This is a genomic window from Bacillus atrophaeus (assembly GCF_039519175.1).
Lineage (GTDB): Bacteria > Bacillota > Bacilli > Bacillales > Bacillaceae > Bacillus > Bacillus atrophaeus.
The window spans coordinates 263,229-281,290 of record NZ_CP154443.1 but is presented as its reverse complement, the minus strand read 5'-3'; the positions used below and the strand labels follow the sequence as shown (position 1 = coordinate 281,290).

Genomic DNA, 18,062 nt, shown 5'->3' with positions numbered 1-18,062 from the left:
TTTTGTATTACGGTAAAAATCTTTTTTTAATTGCAGGGGAGGGGAGCATGCATTCATTTTTCTTGCCGAACCATTTGTAGCGGTTTTTGGCAATCAAAGAATAAACCATGTTTCTGACAGGTCTTGGCACGGCTAACAGGACAACGGAGAACCGCCACGCCCCGCGTAAATGGCGGAAGACTTTTATGGCGGCCGTAGATTTTGTGTAGACTTTGCCGTCTTCAATAAAAACAAAGCTGTCAAAGTGTTCCGTCGGCAGCCCGTTCAGCTTCAGCAGCTGCTGTCCCGTTTCTGATTGCAGGGATGAAAAGGAAATCAAACCGTCTGGATCTCGCTTAATAATGAATTGAACGGCGCCGTTGCATAAATTGCACACGCCGTCAAACAGCAGCACGCGATTTGGAATGTTACCATGCTTCATGTCAGGTCCCCTCCGATCTTTTAATAAGCCGCTTGCAGCGTGTTTCTCCAAATGGAAAGCTGCGGCCCCGCATTGTGAAGATACTCGACGCTTCCCGGATTATCTTTTCCGACCCATACACCCATTGTGTACGTATCTGTTAAGCCGACAAACCACATGTCTTTATAATTATTCGAGGTTCCTGTTTTCCCGCCTACATAAGGAGCTTTGAAATTTGCTTTTTTCCCTGTTCCGCTTTTGACAACAGAGGCCATTAGCTGCCTTAATACATTGTTGGTGCGGATGCTGTATACTTGGACGGGTTTATCTTTCCATTTCAATATGGTTTTTCCGTTTAAATCAGTGACTTTCGTAATCGCGCGGCTCGGCGTATAACTTCCGCTGTTTCCGAATGTCGTAAACGCGTTTGTCATTTCAAGCGGTGACATGCCGTCTGTAAAACCGCCAAGCGCCGCCGGCAGAACATAATCTGTATCTTTCAGTTCAGCAAAGTGAAACGGCTTTAAATAACTGAATCCAGTATTTACGCCGACACGGTCCAGCATTCTGATGGCAGGTGTGTTATACGAGTTTTTAAACGCTGTATCCAGCGTTACAGTGCCATATGTGCGATTATTGTAGTTTTGCGGACAATATTCCTTGCTGCAAAACTTGCTGGCATCAATTGAGCTGGATGCAGTGGCACCCGTTTTTTCAATATAAGGGCCGTAATCCAGCAGCGGTTTAATTGATGAACCGGGCTGTCTGTAAGCCTGGTATGCGCGGTTAAAATCATATTTCGCATAATTTTTCCCGCCCGATAAGGCGACGATTTGATGCGTTTGATGGTTAACGACCGCGGCACCGCCCTGCACACCTTCATAAGGAAGGTTCTGATTGACCTGGGCGACGACTTGATTTTGCATATACGGATCAAGCGCTGTGTAGATTTTCACCCCGTCTTTTAATAGAGTGCTTACTTTTTTTGACAGCTCTTTCTCTATTTTTGCTTTTTCTTTATCATTGGCTTTTGCTAGACGTTTATCGAATCCTTCAGAAGAAGATACCAATTGTGTGAATTCCTCATTCACATAGGTAACATAGTCTGGATATTTGTTCTTCTTTTGGACGACGTCAAGCTTAATGTCCTCTTTGAGCGCTTTTTTCAGCTGTTTGTTTGTGATGACTCCTGCTTTTTTCAAGCCGTTAAGCAATCGTTCTTGACGGCTTTTCGTGTAGTCAAAATGCTTTAAAGGATCATATAATGTAGGGTTATTAGGTATAGCGCAAATAAAAGCCATTTCTCCCAGAGTGAGAGATTTCAGCGGCTTATTGAAATAAAACTGAGCCGCAGATCCGACGCCGTAAACGCCGTTATTAAAGTAAATCGTATTTAAGTAGCTTTCCAGAATTTCGTCCTTCGTAAGCTTTTTTTCAAGCTGATAGGAATACATGAGCTCAGTCAGCTTTCGGTTGAAGGTACGTTCATGGCTTAAATACAGATTCCTCGACAACTGCTGGGTAATGGTGCTCGCGCCTTGGTCGATTTTCTGGTCTTTGACATTGGACGCAGCGGCTCTGACCATTCCCATAAAGTCAAAGCCTTTATGTTCGTAGAAATGCCGGTCCTCGGAAGTCAGAAACAGCTGTTTGACTTCTTCTGGTATCTTCTTATAAGGCACCAGCACCCGGTTTTCATCATCGCTGACGATTTCAGATACGAGGGCGCCGTCTCTGTCATACATGTAGCTGTTTTGCACAAGGCTGACTTTTTTGAGATTGATATTTTTATCAAGCACCTGATCCAGAGATTTCATCTCTTTTACTTCTTTTCCGGAAGCGATTAATGTAAATGCGAACAACGGGATTATGCAAAGGAGCAAAATCCATCCGATAATTGAACGTAACATGGCCACTCTCTTTTCTCCTAAATTCTAGCCATATCGTACCACTCTTTTGAGATTACGAGAAGGTTAAATTTAGAAGAATCATGAATTTTTAAGAGAAATCAGCGTGCATTGGCAGGCGACTCCTTTTGCAGCCGCTGTGTGATCCAAAGCAGGCAGGCTCCGGCGAAAAAGAGAAAGCTTGTCACGTAAAAAGCCGCCGAAATCGTAAAGTGGCTGGATATGACGCCGCCTAAAAGAGGGCCGAGAACATTTCCTAAAAATCGAAAGCTGACATTGTAGCCGAGCACTTCCCCTTGAATGCTGCCGGGAGCCTTAAGGCGGATAGCAGCCGTTATACAAGGCAGCAGCCCGCCCATCGCCATACCGAATAAAAACCTGAAAACGAGCAGCATGCTGAGAGAGGAAGCGAGCGCTTGAGGGATAAAGAACACCGCAGCCGCAGTCAAAAGAATCATTAAGATCCGATGATGGCCGTAGCGGTCTCCAAAATCTCCCCACTTTCTTGCCAGCAGCAAACTCCCAAGTCCGGTGGCTGAGAATGCCAAACCGGAGAAAAAGGCTAAATTTACAGGTCCGTGCAGCTCATTTACATATAAAGCGAGCAGCGGCTGGATACTGAAATTTCCTATCTGAATCAGCATAGTCAGCAGCATCATCACAAGAAGCGCAGGCTGGTGAAAGATATAAGAAACCACTTCTTTTCTGGAATAAGAAGCCCGCTTGCTTCCGCGTTCGTGAAGCGGCTGCTCTCTCACTCCCGCCAATACGAGGATCACGGCTGAAAAAATGACAAAGGATGTAATAAAAAAGGTATACGTAAATCCGAAATTGTCGGCAAGCAGTCCGCCCAATAAGGGACCGAACAGACTTCCCGATACTTGCCCCATCTGCAGGGTTCCAAGCGTTTTTCCCGCTGTGTTTTTAGGTGTCTGAGCGGAAATCATGGCAAGCGATGTCGGAATGAATCCGGTTACAAGACCCATCGCCATCCGGAGAAAAAATAATTGATGGACGGATGTGACAAAGCCCATTAATAGAATGCTGACTGCGATTCCGGACCCGGTCAGTAAAAGGATTTTCTTGTAACCGCGTTTGTCTCCGAACCGGCCCCATAACGGAGACACCAGAAAAGCCATTAAAAAAGTAATGCCGAACACGTAACCGCTCCACCTCTGAACATAGCCGTTCGAATGGGTGCTGAGCGTTTCAATATACAAAGAGAGGAAAGGAACAATCATCGTTGTGCTGGCTGACACGAAAAAATTCGCCAGCCAAATGATCAAGAAATTTTTCTTGCGGACAGAGATACCATCACCTTCTTATTATTTCGGGTACCTTAATAATTATAAAGAAACGGTGATTGATTTAAAAGAAAGAGTGCGGATGGGAAAATTCATTATTTTCAGAAAATGAGGAAAGTAAGAGAAGGGGAAATGATATACTATAAAGAATAGCATTTTCCCGATCGGAGGAAAGGCAGGTGTAAAAAGTGGACCAGAACAACTTACTCATTATTGATTTTGAGTTTACAATGCCCGAAGGAAAATACAGCCCGCAAAATTTTTTCCCGGAGATTATTGAAGCCGGGATTGTAAAATCGGTTGATGATGCAGTGGTTGAGACGTTTTCAAGCTATATTAAGCCAAAGAAGTTTCCGAAGCTGACCAAACGGTGTAAATCATTTTTGAAGATTACCCAAAAGGATGTAGACGAGGGGATGAAATTCGAAGAGTTTATCCGGAAACTGAACGAGCTGGACCCGCAGAAGGATTGTACGATTGTTACGTGGGGAAATATGGACATGAAGGTGCTGAAGCAAAACTGCATGTTCAACCATATACCTTTCCCGTTTAAAGGAGAAATGCGAGATTTGTCGCTAGAATATAAAAACTTTTTCGGAGACCGGACACTGACGGGATTATGGAAGGCTGCCGAAGAGTATGGGGATGAAGGGACGGGAACCCATCATAAAGCACTGGACGACGCGCTGACGACTCATAAGCTGTTCAAACGTGTCGAACAGGATAAACAGTATCTCGAAAAACCAAAGCCGCCGACGATTGGCGAACGGATCGATCTGTCAGAGGTACTGCGGCGCGCCACATAAATAACCCAATCTGCTGTCAGACTGGGTTATTTCCTGTTGAAGTATTCTTTCTCCAACACATTCATATTCTGAAGCGAGCGCTTTGCCCACTCCGATCCATCTTCATTCAGCCGTTCTTTCATCCGGCTGACTGCCTGCTTCAAGGATTCCTTGTAATCCGGCACCTCGCCTTCATAAGGCTTTACCATCTGATGCGTAATATTGGTCTGTTCGCCGAAGGCAAGCGCTCTTCTTTCATGGAAAAAGGGCACATCCGCCTGCTTCGGGTGGTGCAGGTCACCTTGCGTCGGATGAGTCAGCACCGCTTTTATTTTGACTAAGTAATGCTGCGGCCTGCAATCGGTGATTTCTCCTATGTATACACCTGTTTTATAAAATCCTTTTACTAAAGACCCGATCTCAAAAGAACTCATTTGATTCACCTCTCTTTTATTCTATAGAAGATGGGTCCGATTTTCTAGTAGGGGAGATCCGCAGGAAGCTTAATGACAGCCGTGGTGCCTGAATGAAAGCTGCTATTAAATGATATTGTGCCTTGGTGATGCTTGATAATGGAAAAGGTGACGGTCAGCCCGAGCCCTGTTCCATTGGTTTTTAATGTGTAATACGGTTCGCCCAGTTTTTTCATTTGATGATCGGTCATGCCGATTCCGTTATCTGTAATATAAATGTGGATCATATGATTGTGCCTTTTGGCGCTTACCCGGATTAAGCCGTTTCCGGGCGTTACAGCTTCAATGCTGTTTTTGATCAAATTGATCATCGCTTGTTTCAGTTTCGTCACATCACCGTATACAGACAGACCCGGTTCTGTTTCAACCTGTATCGCGACAGACTTAAAGTTGGCGTAAGACACCATAAGCGAGCCTGTCTCTTTAAGAAGCGCGGATAAATCGAATACTTCCTTTTCGTAGTATTGCGGCTTTGCCATGTCAAGGTAGTTTGTGATAATGTCTTGAGCGCGGTCAAGCTCTGACAGCACCAGTTTTTTATAATCTGCACTCGATTTGTTTTGAAGAGATTCATCGTTAAAAAGCAGCTGTACGAACCCTCTGACAACTGTAAGCGGATTACGCACTTCGTGAGCGACACTGGCGGCCAGCTCACTGACAATGGTCATTTTTTCTGATTGGATAAGCTGTGAGCGCAAGATGATATTTTCAGCAATGCTTTCAATTGTATAAATGCTTATCATCAGTACACAGATGCTAAAGAGTCCCGCGACAGCGCCGTTTAAAACAAATGTTCCAAAATTTTGAAAATTGGAAATATTTTGTACGGAAAAAGTAAAGATTGAGATGAATAATAAGATGATTTCCCAGCATCCGATGAAAAAGCCAAACAGCAGTTTCTTTGTTTTGGACATAAACGGCCATTTCTTTTGCAATAAAATAGGAAGAATAATAATAAAAGGAAGTGCGAGTAAAAAGGCAAAGGCGGAAGAATCAAAGAACATCAGCTGAAAACAAGAAGCCGAAGCGGCGACAATAAGACCGGAAACTATGCTTATGTAAATAAAGCAGATGATGATAGGAATCGTCTGAAGTCCAAAATGGACATGGTGTTCCATTTCCTGAATGGGATACATAATGCATAAGCACGAGGAAACGGCCGCGAGCGCAGTCACCAGTTTGCTGTTCGCTTTTGGCGCGGTTATGATCGGTTTGTTCAGCCAGATGGCTTGGTAAAGAAAGATAGGAAATAAAATAAAAGAGATGTGAAGCAGATAATCTTTTAGAATTTCCATTTGTGTAAAATCCTTTCATGTAAAATATATTTATATTATAACACTTATTAAAAGAAAAATATAAAAGCAACAGAACAAATTTTCTTTAAAAAGAACGCCTTTTTTTCTCAGCTAATGGCGTTCTTTTTTGAATGTTATTGCAATGCGTTTTTGATTCTGCGAAGGCCTTCCTTGACGTCGGCCAAAGAACACCCAACGTTGATTCTCATAAACCCTTCTCCGCCGGCTCCGTATTTCGTTCCAGGTTCCAAAATAATTTTGCCCTGCTTCAGCATTCTTTGGTTTAATTCTGCATCTGACAAACCGCAAGCGCGGAAGTCCAGCCATATCAAATAAGAAGCGTCAGGTTTCATCATTTTGACCGCTGGCAGTTCATCCTGCAAAAAGGATTGAACCGCATCTATATTTTTTTCGAGATAAGGAATCAGTTCATCAAGCCACGGTCCGCCTTTTAAGTAAGCGGCCTCGATAGCAGTCACCGCAAAAGCATTCAGATTAGATATGCCTTGGCGCTGCAGCGTCGCTGTGAACCGCGCGCGTTTATAACTGTCCGGAATGATGACAGCAGAAGCTTGCAGGCCGGCGATATTAAATGTTTTGCTAGGTGCCGTGCAAGTCAGGGAAATTCGGGCAAGCTCCTCAGAAAGAGAAGCGAACGGCGTATGCTTATTCCCATACAGCATCAGATCAGAATGAATTTCATCGGAAACGACAATGACATCATTCCGGAGGCACATTTCTCCGATTTTCATCAAATCGTCGCGGCTCCATGCCCTGCCTGAAGGATTATGTGGGTTGCATAAAATAAACATCTTCACACTTGATTCGCTGAGCTTTGCCTCGAGATCTTCAAAATTGATATAATACCTTCCGTTTTCCTCATCTAAAAGATTGTGTAAAATGCGGCGCTCATTTTTCTCCACCATATGAAAAAACGGCGTGTAGACGGGTGACTGGACAACCACTTGGTCATTCGGTTCAGTAAAGGCTTGGACCGCCATGCTGAGTGCTGTGACAATTCCGGGACTGAATGTGATGTTTGCGGGATCGACCTGCCAGTTATGCCGTTTGCTCTGCCAAGTGCAGACGGCTTCTTTCGTCTTGGCGTCTGTCGATGTATACCCAAAGATGCCGTGGTCTAAGCGCTCTTTTAACGCTTCTATGACGGCTTCCGGCGCGCGGAAATCCATATCCGCGACCCACATCGGCAGTGCGTCTGACGTGCCAAATAAAGCCTCGGCCTTATCCCACTTAACTGATTGCGTGCCAATTCTGTTTTCTTTATGATCAAAATTCATTGTTGTCACCTCAGGAGTTCATTTATTTTTATTTGCATAACTATGATAAAATAGATTTGCAAACTTTATTATAAGCGGTGATGAATATGGAAGAAAGCCAAGCGGTCAGAGAAATGATGAAAATCATTTCAAAGTGGGACCCGTTTAAATATGGAGAAGAGTTTTATGAAACTGAGGCTGTGGATATCGTGCAGGCTGTATATGCGAAAGAGAACCCGCAGGCGCTTGCCGAATCCATTCAGGATATTTTTGAAGCTTCATTTGAACAGATTCTTCCTCTCGACAATTGCATGAAAGTGGCGGAGCAGCTATTGATCATCAAAGACAGCAGCTCCTGCACACCTTAAAAACCGGCAGACATACCGGTTTTTTTCATCTGACAAATTCAAGAATTTGTTCTGATACGAATTCGGGCCGTTCCTCAGGCACCAAATGCCCCGTTTTTTCGAGGGAATGCAGCACGGAATTGGGCAGGTCCTGATGCAGGCGCTTCCCGATTTCTACAGGCACCACCCGATCTTCATTTCCCCATATTAACAAAGCGGGCTTTTCCATTTTTTTTAATGCCTCAGACGGCAAATCTCCTTCTCTGTGCCGGATCAGCCTCGTCATCGCCTTGAAAATCTGGCCATCCGTAAAAGGCTTTCCATATCCGGCTATCATTTCATCATCAATCAGAGATTTGTTGTACACCACATTATGCAAATTTTTCAGCACTCCGCTTTTTGAAAGCCAGCGTTTAACATACAGATGAAAATACGGAAGATGGGTCCCGAAAGTAATCGTTGGGTGCGAGCGCTGCAAATAGCCTGAGCTGCAAAGAAGCACCACCTTTGTGAATAACTCCGGCTTTTGCAGCGCGGCCGACAGAGAAATCTGGCCTCCCATGGAATGGCCGACAAGCGCGGCTTCTTTAATTTGCAATTGTTCAAGAAGGCCGATAATAAGCCGCGCCAAATTACTGTACGTATATAAAAACGTCCGTGATTTTTCCGATTGGCCAAAGGGAGGTAGATCAACGGCAATGATCTCATAATGATCCCGGAGAAGAGGAATCAATTTCCTGAAGCTGAAGGCTGATGATAAAAAACCATGTATACAGACAAGCGTCTGCTTGCCGGGATTTCGATAATGCTCATAATATAAATCGATTCCTTGTACGATGAGTCGGTTTACCGGTGTAACGGCAGTCATGTTGTCCTCACTCCATTTGCGGTCTGCTTTTATTCTGCCCTGAATTTGTCAATTCTAGCGGAAGTTTCTCGGCTTTTTTTCTTAGCATTCGCCAAGAAACGTGATATAATGTCGTGAAGATTTCTTGACATTGCAAAGGTGTGAAATGAATGAAATTGACAGAGAAAGAAACAGAAATATTAGAAATTTTAGACGAAAACAGCCGTGCCGATGTGGATATGATCGCAAAGATGGCGAACATCCCGGCAAGTGAAGTAAAAGACATCATTGATAAACTGGAAAAAGAAAAGGTTATCATTGACTATTCTGCCATGATTGACTGGCGCAAAGTTGACGGTCATGAAGGCGTAACTGCCATGATAGATGTAAAGGTAACGCCGAAACGGGGCGTCGGCTTCGACGAAGTGGCGGAAAGAATCTACAGATTCCAAGAGGTTGAATCCGTTTATCTCATGTCAGGCGTATATGACTTGTCTGTCGTGATCCGGGGGAGCTCGATGTCTGATATTGCCCGTTTTGTTTCTGATAAGCTGTCTACGCTTGATTCAGTCGTATCAACGACAACCCATTTCATCTTGAAAAAATACAAGCATGACGGCAAGGTGTTTGAATCAGGAGACGACGACAAAAGAATCGTGGTGTCTCCGTAAATGAGCACGTCCTATTTATCCGAATATGTACAGCAGATTAAACCGTCCGGCATCCGCAGGTTCTTTGATTTAGCTGCGACAATGGAGGGTGTGATTTCACTGGGGGTGGGTGAACCTGATTTTGTAACGGCGTGGAATGTCAGGGAAGCAAGCATTCTTTCCCTGGAACAAGGTTACACATCATACACCGCCAATGCCGGGCTTTACTCGTTAAGAGAGGAAATCAGCCGATACTTGAGCAGCCGGTTTGATCTTCACTATTCACCCGATCATGAGCTGATTGTCACGGTGGGAGCAAGCCAGGCCTTGGATCTCGCAATCCGGGCCATTCTGAATCCAGGGGAAGAAGTGATAATCCCTGAGCCTTGTTTTGTCGCGTATGAATCGCTTGTTTCACTGACAGGCGGACGTCCGGTTCACCTTCATACCACAGCCGCCAGCGGATTCAAAGCAACAGCGGCAGACTTTGAAGCACTTGTGACTGACAAAACAAAAGCCATCCTCATTTGCTCGCCTTCCAACCCGACAGGTTCTGTTTATTCGAAGGAAGAGCTGAATGATATTGCCGAATTTGCAAAAAAACACGATATTATTGTCTTGGCCGATGAGATCTACGCGGAACTTACGTATGATCAAGAATTTACAAGCTTGGCCGAGTTAACAGATATGAAGGAACGGACGATTGTCATATCCGGTTTTTCGAAGGCTTTTGCCATGACGGGCTGGAGATTAGGCTTTGCAGCTGCACCTGCCGAGATCCGAGACGCTATGCTGAAAATTCATCAGTACTCCATGATGTGTGCTCCGTCGATGGCGCAATATGCGGCGTTGGAAGGGCTTAAAAACGGCATGGAAGATGTAGAGAAAATGAAGAAAAGTTACCGCAGAAGACGTAACTTATTCGTAGATACACTCAATGAGATCGGCCTGGAATGCCATCACCCGGGAGGCGCTTTTTACGCATTTCCGTCTATTAAAAGCACGGGTATGAGCTCTGAGAAGTTTGCCGAGGAGCTTCTTGTTCAGGAAAAAGTGGCCGTTGTTCCGGGAAATGTGTTTGGCCCGAGCGGTGAAGGCTATATCCGCTGTTCGTACGCAACTTCAATCGAACAGCTGCAGGAAGCCTTGACCAGAATGAAACGATTTCTGAACCAAACCACATAAAAAAAGATACGAACTGTCAGTTCGCATCCAATAAAGGGGGGAATACTAGAAAGCCTTTGGTATTTGCAGTATACCCCCTTCTTCATATTGATAAACCAAAATACGCAAAAAAAGTTTTTTTGCTAAAAAAGGACTTGTATGATATAATTTTAAATTGCGTATAAACAGATATTTAATTTAACTTAGGAGTTGTTATGAATGGCAGCAAAATTTGAAGTGGGCAGTGTTTACACTGGTAAAGTAACAGGGTTACAAGCGTATGGTGCGTTTGTTGCATTAGATGAAGAAACTCAAGGACTTGTGCATATTTCTGAGGTGACTCACGGTTTCGTAAAAGATATTAACGAGCATCTTTCAATCGGTGACGAAGTACAAGTAAAAGTACTTTCAGTTGATGAAGAAAAAGGTAAAATCAGCCTTTCAATCCGTGCAACTCAAGCTGCGCCGGAGAAAAAAGAAAGCAAGCCAAGAAAACCTAAAGCTGCGCAAGCAAAAGAAGAAACATCTGCGCCTCAAGGCTTCAACACATTAAAAGATAAGCTTGAAGAGTGGATTGAGCAATCAAACCGCAAAGATCTTATCAAAAAATAAGCATGAAAAAAGCACCGGATAAAAGTTCGGTGCTTTTTTTTATGCCGCATCTGCACTCCATACAAAAATGCGGGGCAGCAAATAGCTCAGGGGGTGCACCGGATATGTACGCCTCGGTGCTATTTTGTCTGGCTTATCTCATTTCAGGTTTAGCTGCTTCCTCACGTGAAGCTTCCTCACTTGGCTTAAACAGCAGACCAAGATTGATCAGGCCGGCAATTCCGACAAGACCGTATATGATACGGGAAAGAGCTGAACTTTGGCCTCCGAAGATCGCCGCGACTAAATCAAATTGAAAAAAGCCAATCAGTCCCCAGTTAATAGCGCCAATAATTGTTAAAACAAGGGCAATTCGTTGAATCGTGCTCATTGTACAACCTCCTTCATAAATTAAGTGACACATTTATAGATTGTGACAGTTTGGGGAAACTATACATGTCAAAAGCTGATTGCTTTACATCGGAAAGAGAAATTCTGCATAATGAAAACCTAAGGAGGAGATGTCATGCAAAACTTTACATATTGGAACCCGACAAAATTAATTTTCGGGCGCGGAGAAGTTGAAAAGCTGCCGGAAGAGATCAAGCCGTATGGAAAAAACGTATTGCTCGTATACGGAGGCGGCAGCGTGAAGCGCAGCGGCTTATACGGACAAGTGACAGATTTACTGAATAAAGCAGGCGTCACAGTACACGAACTGGGAGGCGTTGAACCGAATCCGCGTGTTGCCACTGTCAATAAAGGCGCAGCGATCTGTAAGGAACATCATATCGACTTCCTTCTGGCTGTCGGAGGCGGGAGCGTCATCGACTGTACAAAAGCGATTGCCGCGGGTGCGAAGTATGACGGAGATGCTTGGGATATTGTGACCAAAAAGCATCAGCCGAAAGAAGCTTTGCCGTTCGGCACAGTATTAACCTTGGCAGCCACAGGTTCTGAAATGAATGCAGGTTCTGTAATCACGAACTGGGAAACGCAAGAAAAATACGGATGGGGCAGTCCGCTTGTTTATCCGAAATTCTCTATTCTTGACCCGGTGAATACATTTACCGTGCCGAAAGACCACACGATTTACGGCATGGTCGATATGATGAGCCATGTATTTGAACAATATTTCCATCACACATCAAACACGCCGTACCAAGACCGGATGTGTGAATCATTATTACGTACGGTAATTGAAACAGCTCCTAAGCTGATCAATGATCTTGAGAATTATGAACTGCGGGAAACGATTTTGTATACCGGCACAATCGCGTTAAACGGCATGCTGTCAATGGGCGCCAGAGGGGACTGGGCCACTCATAACATCGAGCACGCTGTATCAGCGGTATACGACATTCCGCATGCGGGAGGACTCGCGATTCTCTTCCCGAATTGGATGAGACATGTGCTTGCAGAAAATCCTGCCCGTTTCAAACAGCTTGCGGTCCGTGTCTTTGATATTGACGAAGCTGGTAAATCAGACGAGGAAATTGCTCTTGAAGGCATTGACAAGCTGTCTGCATTTTGGACAAGCCTCGGCGCTCCGAACAAACTTGCTGATTATGAGATCACTGATGAAAAATTGGATACGATCGCAGACAAAGCAATGGCCAATGGCGCCTTCGGACAGTTTAAATCATTAAATAAAGAAGATGTTCTCGCTATCTTAAAAGCATCTTTATAAAAACGGAGAAAAAGGGGGAAAGCGGCGCACTTAGCGCTGCCTCTTTTTCTTTTTTTAATTTTATGGTATATTGGAAAATCCGCTTTTTATTACCCGGCGACTATTATGGAGGCATATATATGGAGAATTTTACTTACTACAATCCGACGAAACTGATTTTTGGCAAAGGCCAAATCGAACAATTAAAAAAAGAGCTTGCGCAATATGGAAAAAACGTGCTGCTTGTGTACGGGGGCGGAAGCATTAAACGAAACGGCCTGTACGATCAAGTGACTGCCATTTTACAAGAGGAAGGCGCGATTGTGACTGAGCTTGCAGGAGTAGAGCCAAATCCACGCCTCGCCACTGTGAAAAAAGGAATTGAAATGTGTGAACAAAAGCAGATTGATTTCCTTCTCGCTGTAGGAGGCGGAAGCGTCATCGACTGTACAAAAGCAATCGCAGCCGGCGCGAAATATGATGGAGACGCATGGGACATCTTCAGCAAAAAGGTAACAGCGAAGGACGCTTTGCCGTTTGGAACCATTTTGACGATTGCCGCGACGGGCTCTGAAATGAACCCGGACTCTGTCATTACGAACTGGGAAACAAATGAAAAATACGTCTGGGGCAGTGATGTGACTCATCCCCGCTTCTCTATTTTGGACCCTGAAAATACATTCAGTCTTCCTGAAAATCAAACCGTTTACGGCATGGTTGATATGATGAGCCATGTATTTGAACAATATTTCCACAATGTCGAAAATACACCGCTTCAGGACAGAATGTGTTTCGCCGTACTTCAGACGGTTATCGAAACAGCGCCGAAGCTCTTAGAGGATTTGCAAAACTACAAGCATCGCGAAACCATTTTATACGCTGGTACAATTGCGTTAAATGGCACGCTTCAAATGGGCTACTTCGGCGATTGGGCATCTCATACAATGGAGCATGCCGTTTCAGCTGTGTATGATATTCCGCATGCAGGCGGACTCGCGATTCTCTTCCCGAACTGGATGAGATATACGGTCGATACAAATGTGGAGCGATTCAAAGCGCTTATGCTTAATATGTTTGACATCGACACAGAGGGCAAATCTGATAAAGAAATCGTCCTTGAAGGGATCGACAAGCTTTCCGCATTTTGGACAAGCCTAGGAGCGCCTTCCCGCCTTGCAGACTATGATATTGGAGAAGAAAAGCTTGATCTGATTGCCGATATCGCTGCTAAAGAAATGGAGTACGGCGGTTTCGGAAACTTCCAAAAACTGAACAAAGATGACATACTTGCCATTCTTCGGGCGTCACTATAATATCAAAGGACGGAATCAAGGTATTCCGTCCTTTTTCCTGACTTGATTTAACCGTGTAGTTCATATAAAGTGAAAGGGAAAACATTATATCGTTATGGAGGGACAAGCAATGACGCATGTACGCTTTGACTACTCAAAAGCGTTGACTTTTTTCAACGAGCATGAACTTACATACCTACGTGATTTTGTAAAAACAGCACACCATAATATCCATGAAAAAACAGGCGCGGGAAGCGACTATTTAGGATGGGTGGACCTCCCTGAACATTATGATAAAGAAGAATTCGCGCGTATTAAAAAAAGCGCTGAAAAAATTAAATCTGATTCAGACGTATTGCTGGTTGTGGGAATCGGCGGTTCATATTTGGGCGCCCGCGCTGCGATTGAAGCGCTTAACCATGCTTTTTATAATACATTGCCAAAAGCCAAACGGGGCAATCCGCAAGTCATCTTTATCGGAAACAATATCAGTTCATCCTATATGCGAGATGTGATGGATCTTCTTGAAGATGCTGACTTCTCCATTAACGTGATTTCTAAATCAGGCACGACAACTGAGCCTGCAATCGCTTTCCGTATTTTCCGCAAGCTTCTTGAAGAGAAATACGGCAAAGAAGAAGCGAAAGCCCGCATTTATGCGACGACTGATAAAGAACGCGGCGCGTTAAAAACGCTTTCTAACGAAGAGGGCTTTGAATCGTTTGTCATTCCTGATGATGTCGGCGGCCGTTTTTCTGTATTGACGGCTGTAGGTCTTTTGCCGATTGCAGTCAGCGGTGTAAACATTGACGACATGATGAAGGGTGCACTTGATGCGAGCAAAGATTTCGCAGCTTCAGAATTAGAGGAAAATCCTGCATACCAGTACGCTGTCGTTCGCAACGTTCTTTACAATAAAGGCAAAACGATTGAAATGCTGATTAACTATGAACCGGCTCTTCAATATTTTGCTGAATGGTGGAAGCAGCTTTTCGGAGAAAGTGAAGGAAAAGACGAAAAAGGCATTTATCCGTCTTCCGCTAATTTCTCAACTGATCTTCACTCACTTGGCCAATATGTGCAGGAAGGCCGAAGAGATCTGTTTGAAACTGTACTGAATGTAGAGACGCCAAAACATGAGCTGACCATTGAAGAAGCTGAGAACGATCTTGACGGCTTAAACTATTTGGCCGGAAAAACGGTTGATTTCGTCAACAAAAAAGCGTTCCAAGGCACAATGCTCGCTCATACGGACGGGAAAGTCCCGAACTTAATCGTCAACATTCCGGAGCTGAACGCATATACTTTTGGATACCTTGTGTATTTCTTTGAAAAAGCCTGCGCCATGAGCGGTTATCTCCTCGGTGTCAATCCGTTTGACCAGCCGGGAGTTGAAGCTTATAAAGTTAACATGTTTGCGCTTCTTGGCAAACCTGGCTTTGAAGAGAAAAAAGCAGAACTTGAAAAACGTCTCGAAGAATAGATATCAAAGGCTGACTGGCTTGCAAATCCGGTCAGCTTTTTTAAAAAAACATAAAGGATGCTGATTTGTTTATGAAACAAGCTGTTATGAAACATCTCATCATTGCCGGCCTATCTTCGGCTGTTTTATTTTTGCTGATGTATATCGAAGTCGTTCAGCCTGAGTTTTCTTCAAGTATTGGCAGTACGTTCCCACACTATTTCATTCATTCATTTCTTCTTATCGGCCTTCCGCTTGGGCTTTTTACAGATGCTGTACAGAGGCTTTTACAGCTCAAACGGCCGCATACGCTTCTGACCAAATTAGGTCTTTATTTTGCGATTGTCTATGTTTCCTGGGAATCAGCCGCCGGATTTGCGGCAGGGCTTCTGATTTACTTCTTAATTGAATGCGCTTTCTTTTCTGTGTCCCGAACGAAAGAAAATACATTCTCTATGTAATCGGTTCTTTTTGTAAAGTTATTCCGTCCCGAATGAAGATGACCGGAGAGGGGAGGATAATGAAAAAAGGAGCCATTCGATGATTACTATACCTTCTGCGATTGAGGGAGAATCCTTTTCTCTGCATGATCTTGAACAAATAATGAAACCGCTCGGTTATGTAATAAGCGGCGGCTGGGAGTACGATCATTGCTTTTTTGATTATAAAATTGATGACAAAGACGGTTATTTGTTTTTGAGAGTCCCTGCAGAAGCCAAACAAGGGCAGCTTGATGAACGTGGAGCCGCCGTCCGCATGGGAACGCCTTTTTTGCTGCGCCATGTGTATCAGGCTGAACTTGACGATCATGCCGGCAGCGGACAATTTCAATCTATGTTTAATCAATTTTCTGAGCCGGAAAGGCGGGACGCAGACATTGACCAGGCATACATGGATATCGGTATTTCTCTCGTAAAAGAATTAGAAGATGTACTTTTGCATTAAAGAGCGAGAAACTGGTCGGTTTGAAGCACTTTATAAGTAAGAGGAGGGGTGAGCATTGGCCCTTCCTCTTTTTGAATTCCGATAATCGTTACTTTATGATCAAGATAGTGTAACACGCAGGAACGGTAAGAGGCTCCCGCTAATTCCGCGGGCACAGGAATCATATACACCATCTTTTCCAGTGTCAGCTCCGTAAGGGTTCGCGGTTCAGTAAGCTGCCGTTTCACCCGATAATGCTCAAGCATCACCCGGCTCAGCAGCTGTGATGTTCCGAGAATTTTATTTGCGCCGGCCCGTTCAGCATTTGTCACATAGCGGTCAGTCAAGATTTCAACGATACAGTAGACTGAAGGGTTCAGCCCTTTGACGGAAAGAAGTGTCAGCACTGAAAGCATATCGGCTTCCGCTTCGTTTTTATGCTGATCAGCAGTGACCATGACGGTGTCAGCAGAGGCGATATTCGCTTTTTTCAGCGTATCGTCATCAGCAGCATGCCCGCGGATAAAATGTACATTTTCAATCAGCGGCCCTTCTTTTAACGAATCATCAATCAGTACCACGGTTTTGGAAGGAGCGGCAAGCTGAAGCTCCCTCAGCAAATGGTTTGATTTTTCATTCCAGCCGATAATGATGACATGGTCCCGCCCTTTGAATTTCACCTTTCCTTCAACATAGCGGTGCTGTTTGCTGAAAGCTGCGGAGGCAAGCGTTGCAAAATAGGCGGTGACAAAACTTGCGCCGCTTAAGACGAGCAGCATCCCGACGATCTGGCCCAATGGGGTTTGCGGAACATAGTCTCCGTAGCCGACTGTAGAGACTGTAATCACTGCCCACCAAATGCCTTCAAATACCGACGTGAACTGCTTAGGCTCCAGTAAATAAATGGTCTGCCCGAATAATAGGATAAGGACAAGGATAATTAAGCCGATTCTGATATATAGCGGCCATCTCAGCCAGGAAATAAAAATCCGGTTTGACTTCATTTTTTCTTCCCTTCTTCTGTTAGAGAAATAGATAAAATTTGTTTAATGATGGCATTTAGTGTTTCGTTCAGCTTATCCTGTCCGTATAATTCACGGGCTTCTTTCATTAATTTGGCTGTATCGTCCTCAAGCTGAATCAGCGGTTCATCTTTTTCCGATTCGTTATAAAACTGAATAAATACATCCAGCCCTTCATTCATCCGGTCAATTGCAGCGCTTAGCTGTTCTTTCTCGTCACTTGTCACTTTCATGATCATCACACCCGTGTGTCTTTTTTATTCAGTATGTCCCAGTTCTCGCGATGTGTTTCAAGAAATAGCGAAAACATATTAAACCCTTTTTCTCCATACACTAAAACAAACTAGACGCAGAGGATGGGAAAGATGACGATCATACAAAGAACCATCACGATATTGATCGGTGCGCAGCTTATCGCTTCCGCAGTCATTTTGATTATTTTTGATCTGAATGCGTATGACCATTTTCTCGGAGATTTTTCCTGGATTCGTTATATCAAGGAACTGAACGGAACGATCCCCTTTTTTTTGCTGGTGGGCGGCCTGTTCTGTTTGCTTCTCGGTTTTTGCTTCCCTGCGCGAAAAAGGAAGCGCATTTCTGTACATGGCAAAGAAAACTCATTAAAATAATCTAAAAAGAAATGTCGATCAATA

21 protein-coding genes are annotated in these 18,062 nt (G+C 44.2%); 11 read left to right on the top strand and 10 right to left on the bottom strand.

Annotation, left to right across the window (positions count from 1 at the left end; translation table 11 throughout):
• Positions 1–7: 7 nt before the first annotated feature.
• The 3 genes from AAHT65_RS01565 to AAHT65_RS01555 form a co-directional block, all read right to left on the bottom strand.
• Positions 8–421: a thiol-disulfide oxidoreductase DCC family protein gene (locus AAHT65_RS01565; protein ID WP_088117867.1), complete on the bottom strand. Its 414-nt coding sequence runs from the start codon at positions 419–421 to the stop codon at positions 8–10.
• A 20-nt stretch (positions 422–441) separates the two neighbouring features.
• Entirely contained in the window at positions 442–2,316 is a 1,875-nt protein-coding gene (locus AAHT65_RS01560; RefSeq protein ID WP_151290262.1) for a transglycosylase domain-containing protein, read from the bottom strand.
• Between the two features lie 92 nt (positions 2,317–2,408).
• Entirely contained in the window at positions 2,409–3,617 is a 1,209-nt protein-coding gene (locus AAHT65_RS01555; RefSeq protein ID WP_308729414.1) for an MFS transporter, read from the bottom strand.
• A 182-nt stretch (positions 3,618–3,799) separates the two neighbouring features.
• On the opposite strand from AAHT65_RS01555, the gene kapD reads away from it, so the two are divergent.
• Positions 3,800–4,417, top strand: coding sequence for a 3'-5' exonuclease KapD (kapD, locus tag AAHT65_RS01550; RefSeq protein ID WP_003327178.1), 618 nt, complete (start codon positions 3,800–3,802; stop codon positions 4,415–4,417).
• A 26-nt stretch (positions 4,418–4,443) separates the two neighbouring features.
• Here the strand turns inward: kapD and AAHT65_RS01545 are convergent, their stop codons facing one another.
• From AAHT65_RS01545 to AAHT65_RS01535, 3 genes are all read right to left on the bottom strand, one after another.
• A complete protein-coding gene (locus tag AAHT65_RS01545) occupies positions 4,444–4,830 on the bottom strand; it encodes a kinase-associated lipoprotein B (protein ID WP_094232688.1) in 387 nt (128 codons plus the stop codon).
• Between the two features lie 44 nt (positions 4,831–4,874).
• Positions 4,875–6,164, bottom strand: a complete 1,290-nt coding sequence (locus AAHT65_RS01540) for a sensor histidine kinase (protein ID WP_106272792.1) — start codon at positions 6,162–6,164, stop codon at positions 4,875–4,877.
• A gap of 134 nt (positions 6,165–6,298) precedes the next feature.
• Positions 6,299–7,462: a MalY/PatB family protein gene (locus tag AAHT65_RS01535; protein WP_088117864.1), complete on the bottom strand. Its 1,164-nt coding sequence runs from the start codon at positions 7,460–7,462 to the stop codon at positions 6,299–6,301.
• 86 nt (positions 7,463–7,548) lie between these two features.
• Here AAHT65_RS01535 and AAHT65_RS01530 point away from each other — a divergent pair, with 86 nt between their 5' ends.
• Entirely contained in the window at positions 7,549–7,809 is a 261-nt protein-coding gene (locus tag AAHT65_RS01530; protein WP_061669375.1) for a DUF1871 family protein, read from the top strand.
• Between the two features lie 25 nt (positions 7,810–7,834).
• Here AAHT65_RS01530 and AAHT65_RS01525 read toward each other — a convergent pair whose 3' ends face one another.
• Complete coding sequence (locus tag AAHT65_RS01525) at positions 7,835–8,656, bottom strand: alpha/beta hydrolase (protein WP_343310880.1); 822 nt, start codon at positions 8,654–8,656, stop codon at positions 7,835–7,837.
• Between the two features lie 149 nt (positions 8,657–8,805).
• Between AAHT65_RS01525 and AAHT65_RS01520 the strand changes: the two genes are divergently transcribed.
• The 3 genes from AAHT65_RS01520 (at position 8,806) to yugI (ending at position 11,061) form a co-directional block, all read left to right on the top strand.
• Positions 8,806–9,306, top strand: coding sequence for an Lrp/AsnC family transcriptional regulator (locus AAHT65_RS01520; RefSeq protein WP_003327184.1), 501 nt, complete (start codon positions 8,806–8,808; stop codon positions 9,304–9,306).
• Positions 9,307–10,470 carry an aminotransferase gene (locus tag AAHT65_RS01515; RefSeq protein WP_343310879.1) on the top strand — a complete coding sequence of 388 codons (1,164 nt, stop codon included), beginning with the start codon at positions 9,307–9,309 and terminating at the stop codon, positions 10,468–10,470. It abuts the gene before it with no gap.
• A gap of 198 nt (positions 10,471–10,668) precedes the next feature.
• Complete coding sequence (yugI, locus tag AAHT65_RS01510) at positions 10,669–11,061, top strand: S1 domain-containing post-transcriptional regulator GSP13 (RefSeq protein WP_003327186.1); 393 nt, start codon at positions 10,669–10,671, stop codon at positions 11,059–11,061.
• A gap of 133 nt (positions 11,062–11,194) precedes the next feature.
• Here yugI and AAHT65_RS01505 read toward each other — a convergent pair whose 3' ends face one another.
• A complete protein-coding gene (locus tag AAHT65_RS01505) occupies positions 11,195–11,431 on the bottom strand; it encodes a DUF378 domain-containing protein (protein WP_003327187.1) in 237 nt (78 codons plus the stop codon).
• A gap of 135 nt (positions 11,432–11,566) precedes the next feature.
• On the opposite strand from AAHT65_RS01505, the gene AAHT65_RS01500 reads away from it, so the two are divergent.
• The 5 genes from AAHT65_RS01500 (at position 11,567) to AAHT65_RS01480 (ending at position 16,408) form a co-directional block, all read left to right on the top strand.
• On the top strand, positions 11,567–12,730 hold the full coding sequence (locus AAHT65_RS01500) for an iron-containing alcohol dehydrogenase (RefSeq protein WP_003327188.1): 1,164 nt from the start codon (positions 11,567–11,569) through the stop codon (positions 12,728–12,730).
• Positions 12,731–12,849: 119 nt separating this feature from the next.
• A complete protein-coding gene (locus AAHT65_RS01495; RefSeq protein WP_343310878.1) occupies positions 12,850–14,022 on the top strand; it encodes an iron-containing alcohol dehydrogenase in 1,173 nt (390 codons plus the stop codon).
• Between the two features lie 109 nt (positions 14,023–14,131).
• The gene (locus AAHT65_RS01490) at positions 14,132–15,484 is read left to right on the top strand and encodes a glucose-6-phosphate isomerase (RefSeq protein ID WP_003327190.1); all 1,353 of its coding nucleotides are present in this window, start codon (positions 14,132–14,134) and stop codon (positions 15,482–15,484) included.
• A gap of 71 nt (positions 15,485–15,555) precedes the next feature.
• Positions 15,556–15,924, top strand: coding sequence for a hypothetical protein (locus tag AAHT65_RS01485; protein WP_343310877.1), 369 nt, complete (start codon positions 15,556–15,558; stop codon positions 15,922–15,924).
• Between the two features lie 79 nt (positions 15,925–16,003).
• Positions 16,004–16,408, top strand: coding sequence for a YugN-like family protein (locus AAHT65_RS01480; RefSeq protein ID WP_003327193.1), 405 nt, complete (start codon positions 16,004–16,006; stop codon positions 16,406–16,408).
• On the opposite strand, the gene AAHT65_RS01475 is transcribed toward AAHT65_RS01480, so the two are convergent.
• A complete protein-coding gene (locus AAHT65_RS01475; RefSeq protein WP_106045474.1) occupies positions 16,405–17,391 on the bottom strand; it encodes a potassium channel family protein in 987 nt (328 codons plus the stop codon). The two genes, AAHT65_RS01480 and AAHT65_RS01475, sit on opposite strands and share 4 nt — an antisense overlap.
• Positions 17,388–17,642, bottom strand: a complete 255-nt coding sequence (locus AAHT65_RS01470; protein WP_088117859.1) for a protein mistic — start codon at positions 17,640–17,642, stop codon at positions 17,388–17,390. The genes AAHT65_RS01475 and AAHT65_RS01470 overlap by 4 nt, the downstream gene beginning before the upstream one ends.
• Before the next feature lie 132 nt (positions 17,643–17,774).
• Between AAHT65_RS01470 and AAHT65_RS01465 the strand changes: the two genes are divergently transcribed.
• Positions 17,775–18,038: a hypothetical protein gene (locus tag AAHT65_RS01465; protein WP_106045473.1), complete on the top strand. Its 264-nt coding sequence runs from the start codon at positions 17,775–17,777 to the stop codon at positions 18,036–18,038.
• Positions 18,039–18,062 lie beyond the last annotated feature (24 nt).

Coding starts and splice junctions, on each gene's coding strand:
- AAHT65_RS01565 (WP_088117867.1), bottom strand. CDS start 421: ATGAAGCATGGTAACATTCCAAATCGCGTGCTGCTGTTTGACGGCGTG.
- AAHT65_RS01545 (WP_094232688.1), bottom strand. CDS start 4,830: ATGAGTTCTTTTGAGATCGGGTCTTTAGTAAAAGGATTTTATAAAACA.
- AAHT65_RS01540 (WP_106272792.1), bottom strand. CDS start 6,164: ATGGAAATTCTAAAAGATTATCTGCTTCACATCTCTTTTATTTTATTT.
- AAHT65_RS01535 (WP_088117864.1), bottom strand. CDS start 7,462: ATGAATTTTGATCATAAAGAAAACAGAATTGGCACGCAATCAGTTAAG.
- AAHT65_RS01530 (WP_061669375.1), top strand. CDS start 7,549: ATGGAAGAAAGCCAAGCGGTCAGAGAAATGATGAAAATCATTTCAAAG.
- AAHT65_RS01525 (WP_343310880.1), bottom strand. CDS start 8,656: ATGACTGCCGTTACACCGGTAAACCGACTCATCGTACAAGGAATCGAT.
- AAHT65_RS01520 (WP_003327184.1), top strand. CDS start 8,806: ATGAAATTGACAGAGAAAGAAACAGAAATATTAGAAATTTTAGACGAA.
- AAHT65_RS01515 (WP_343310879.1), top strand. CDS start 9,307: ATGAGCACGTCCTATTTATCCGAATATGTACAGCAGATTAAACCGTCC.
- yugI (WP_003327186.1), top strand. CDS start 10,669: ATGGCAGCAAAATTTGAAGTGGGCAGTGTTTACACTGGTAAAGTAACA.
- AAHT65_RS01505 (WP_003327187.1), bottom strand. CDS start 11,431: ATGAGCACGATTCAACGAATTGCCCTTGTTTTAACAATTATTGGCGCT.
- AAHT65_RS01500 (WP_003327188.1), top strand. CDS start 11,567: ATGCAAAACTTTACATATTGGAACCCGACAAAATTAATTTTCGGGCGC.
- AAHT65_RS01495 (WP_343310878.1), top strand. CDS start 12,850: ATGGAGAATTTTACTTACTACAATCCGACGAAACTGATTTTTGGCAAA.
- AAHT65_RS01490 (WP_003327190.1), top strand. CDS start 14,132: ATGACGCATGTACGCTTTGACTACTCAAAAGCGTTGACTTTTTTCAAC.
- AAHT65_RS01485 (WP_343310877.1), top strand. CDS start 15,556: ATGAAACAAGCTGTTATGAAACATCTCATCATTGCCGGCCTATCTTCG.
- AAHT65_RS01480 (WP_003327193.1), top strand. CDS start 16,004: ATGATTACTATACCTTCTGCGATTGAGGGAGAATCCTTTTCTCTGCAT.
- AAHT65_RS01475 (WP_106045474.1), bottom strand. CDS start 17,391: ATGAAGTCAAACCGGATTTTTATTTCCTGGCTGAGATGGCCGCTATAT.
- AAHT65_RS01470 (WP_088117859.1), bottom strand. CDS start 17,642: ATGAAAGTGACAAGTGACGAGAAAGAACAGCTAAGCGCTGCAATTGAC.
- AAHT65_RS01465 (WP_106045473.1), top strand. CDS start 17,775: ATGACGATCATACAAAGAACCATCACGATATTGATCGGTGCGCAGCTT.